The 3,523-nt window shown below is 47.1% G+C and carries 3 protein-coding genes; 1 reads left to right on the top strand and 2 read right to left on the bottom strand.

The annotated features are described in order from the left end of the window. Window positions 1–2,037: efflux RND transporter permease subunit (locus WBV75_RS08225; RefSeq protein WP_424120151.1), on the bottom strand; the 2,037-nt coding region annotated here is incomplete at its 3' end. A 110-nt stretch (window positions 2,038–2,147) separates the two neighbouring features. Next, window positions 2,148–2,570: an HYC_CC_PP family protein gene (locus tag WBV75_RS08220; RefSeq protein ID WP_424120150.1), complete on the bottom strand. Its 423-nt coding sequence runs from the start codon at window positions 2,568–2,570 to the stop codon at window positions 2,148–2,150. A 290-nt stretch (window positions 2,571–2,860) separates the two neighbouring features. On the opposite strand from WBV75_RS08220, the gene WBV75_RS08215 reads away from it, so the two are divergent. Beyond that, on the top strand, window positions 2,861–3,523 hold a 663-nt coding region (locus WBV75_RS08215), incomplete at its 3' end, for a 7TM diverse intracellular signaling domain-containing protein (RefSeq protein ID WP_424120149.1).

Below are 3,523 nucleotides of genomic sequence, written 5' to 3'. Positions count from 1 at the left end.
GGCAGGCATAAACTCCTTTCCCGTGTGCTGCATGATGAAACCACCCAGGATGACAATCGCCAGGGGTATACTCAGAAAGGCCACTTTATTGCGCAGGGCCCACCTGAGGATCTGACTGTAGTATTTTCTAAAAAGTGTAAACCCCGCGAGCAGGCTAAAACAAATCAACCCCACAAATATCAGGTTAATCAATATACTGCGATCAAAGCCCAGGGGGCGCCAGTAGGTCGCCAGAAGGAATACAATGGCAGCGGCGGAAATGATGATATTGCAAAGCGTAGCCTGCCTTTCAGAAAGTGAAAAACCCTTAAAAAGCCGCCCTGCCAATTCCGCGTTTTTCAGGGGGCGTACGGTGCCAAAGGCCATGAGTGCCAACCCCAACCAATACCCGTAAACAATTCCTACAAGGCCCGTAATGATGAGAACCACACTCAGTACATACCCCAAAACACTCTTACTCCGCTTTTTCTGAAACAGGAAGGCGGCAAAAGGGGGAATCAGGAAGAGGGCGACAATGATGGACGCCGTCAGGGCAAAAGTCTTGGTAAAAGCGAGGGGGCGGAATAATTTTCCTTCGGCTCCGATCAGGGTAAAGACCGGGATAAAACTGATGATGGTCGTCATCACAGCTGTTACTATGGCCCCGGAGACTTCCGCAGAAGCATTGTATACAATGGTATTTACCGGGAGTTTTTTCTTATGCTCCTCCAGGTGCCGTATAATATTTTCAGATAAAATAACCCCTACATCAACCATGGTGCCTATGGCAATGGCAATACCTGAAAGGGCCACGATATTTGCATCCACCCCAAAGATCTTCATGGCGATAAATACCATCAGCACCGCCACGGGCAAGAGGCCCGAGATCAGAATCGAAGCCCTGAGGTTAAAAACCATTATCACGATGACCAGGACCGTGATAAGTATCTCCAGGGTGAGGGCCTCATTCAGGGTTCCCAGGGTTTCCTCAATCAGCTCCGTCCGGTCGTAGAACGGGACAAGGGTTAGTTGTGTGGTTCTCCCATCGCTGAGTACTTTTGTGGGCAACCCGGCGCTGAGCTCCCGTATTTTATCCTTGACATTCTCAATAACTTCCAAAGGGTTAGAGCCATACCGGGCGACCACTACTCCGCCGACGACTTCAGCACCCTCCTTGTCGAGTATTCCCCTCCGCTCCGCTGGGCCCAGGGAGACTTTTGCCACATCACCAATACGCAGGGAAGTATACGCCTCTGAACTGACTACCGTATTCCTGATATCTTCCAGAGACTCAATATACCCCAGACCCCGAACCAGATATTCCGCCTTGTTGATTTCCAGGGTTTGGGCTCCAATATCCCGATTGCTCCGCTTTACGGCATTGACAATCTGTTGCAGTCCAATCCCGTACTGCTTCATAAGCTCCGGATCTATATCGATCTGGTACTCCTGAACATATCCGCCAATGGAAGCTACTTCCGAGACACCGCCGGCAGCCGACAGGGCGTACTTCACATAGTAATCCTGAATACTCCTGAGCTCCTGCAGGTCCCAGCCACCCGTGACATTGCCGTTTTCATCCCGTCCCTCCAGGGTATACCAGAATATCTGACCCAAACCGGTGGCATCAGGGCCCAGGGCAGGGTTCACCCCTTCCGGCAGGAGGTTGGTCGGCAGGGAGTTTAGTTTTTCCAAAATACGGCTGCGGCTCCAATAGAACTCCACATCCTCTTCAAAGATGATATAGATGCTGGAGAACCCGAACATAGATGAACTCCGCACCGTCCGCACCCCGGGAATCCCCAAAAGGGAGGTGGTCAGCGGGTAGGTAATCTGATCTTCAATATCCTCAGGGGAGCGTCCCGGCCATTGGGTAAAAACAATCTGCTGGTTCTCCCCAATATCCGGAATGGCATCCACGGCCACAGGGTTTCTGGGCAGGGACCCGGTATCCCAGTCAAACGGAGCATTGACGGTACCCCATCCGACAAACAAAAGGAGTAACAGAACCGCAATCAGCTTATTCTCTATAAGAAATTTAATGCCTTTATTCAGCATAGGAATCAATTCTTAAACCATTAGAAATCGCACAAACGACTAGCCTGAATCAACAGGTTTGACCCGAACGGCAAGGCGCCATCAGGTCTGAATTTCAATGGGTTTAAAAATCAAATGAGAAAAGTCTGATCCAGGATCTGGACGTCCCGTATCAGCGGAGGGGGAGCATAGTCCTTAAAGTGCGAAGTATCCCCCAAAGGGCCTTCGAAAAGACGTATATAGCTGTAAACAAAAGAAGTGACAAAGAGCTGCTGCTCAAAAGTCATGGGCTCAAAAGAGAGATTCAGTTCCTGCTGGCCTTCCACCACAAAGGCTACATCCGAGCAACAATCCATGTCCATTTCCAGGTTCTCACAAGAGGAAGCCGTTGTTGCTGGTTCGGGGTTCATGGCACAGGCCTCAGCACTTTCGAAAAGACTGAGGTCTACCAGATGATCCCCACAGAAGTGCATCCCCACGGAAAACGAAAAGGTGGAGAACAGCACCAAAAGTGCCATAAAAAGGGATGCTATTTTAAAAACAATTGCCTTCATGGTTCTTACAAAACTATGAAATATTCCGGTTTGCCGCATTAAAATATCTGAAACCAGGGTCCGGGATGGAAGCATCCTTGCCTATAATCCACTACTTCCAACTTTCATACCCTCACCCATAGAACCTTGAAATAAGGTGTTTTATTGTGTTTATGGTGGAGTAACATAAAGGTAGGCCATCCATTCTGAGTTACTTCACAAAATTCACAAGGGTCTCAAAAGTGTTCATGCCTCCCGGAAAGCATTTTTTATGAATAAATGATTATCTTAAGTAACCAGAAACCAGTTAATTGAGCAATATACCTCCCTTTTCAGTGCCTATAAACCTCTTGTCATTTTTGGTCGTCGGGTACCCACTTGCACTTTTTTTCCAGAGTGCCGATATGGGCCAGAGTATATCGATCGCAGAACCTTTGGAGATTACCAAAGCTCTTGTTACCTCATTCTTTTTTGTGGGGTCTTTTGCAGTGATGGGTTTATACATGCTACTCCTGTTTGTACAAAACAAAAAACAGGATTACTTGTTATACGCGTTTTACCTCTTACTATTTACATTTTACTTTTTCCTTCGGATTGACGATGTATTGAGGTTTGATATTTTTCAAAAATCCTATGAAATCCACAAACATCTTCTCACTCCTTTACTTTTTGTAATCACCTCCGTGTACGTTCGGTTTATCAATGTGTTTGCAGATATCCGGCAATACAACGTCTCCTTTTCAAAACGCCTCGACATTTTTTGCGTTCTGATGTTCCTGACAGCCGCGGGTCTTGTCCTCTACACGGGCATAACTCAGGATTTTGAATGGGTACGGGAGCACAGATCATATTTCACGATCCCAATGCACCTGTATACCTTGCTGGCACTAATTCGGGCATTTATTATCATCAAATCTAAGATCAGACACTATATCCTGTGGAGTAATATTTTTCTTTTTACATTTTCAATTATC

The sequence above is a fragment of the Robiginitalea sp. genome (genome assembly GCF_049588695.1).
In the GTDB taxonomy this organism is placed as follows: Bacteria; Bacteroidota; Bacteroidia; order Flavobacteriales; family Flavobacteriaceae; genus Robiginitalea.
The sequence above is the reverse complement of the archived record's forward strand: the minus strand, read 5'-3'. Positions and strand labels throughout refer to the sequence as shown.

Bases quoted from the DNA above. Each gene is read 5' to 3' on its own strand.
- WBV75_RS08220 (WP_424120150.1), bottom strand. From the start codon at position 2,570: ATGAAGGCAATTGTTTTTAAAATAGCATCCCTTTTTATGGCACTTTTG.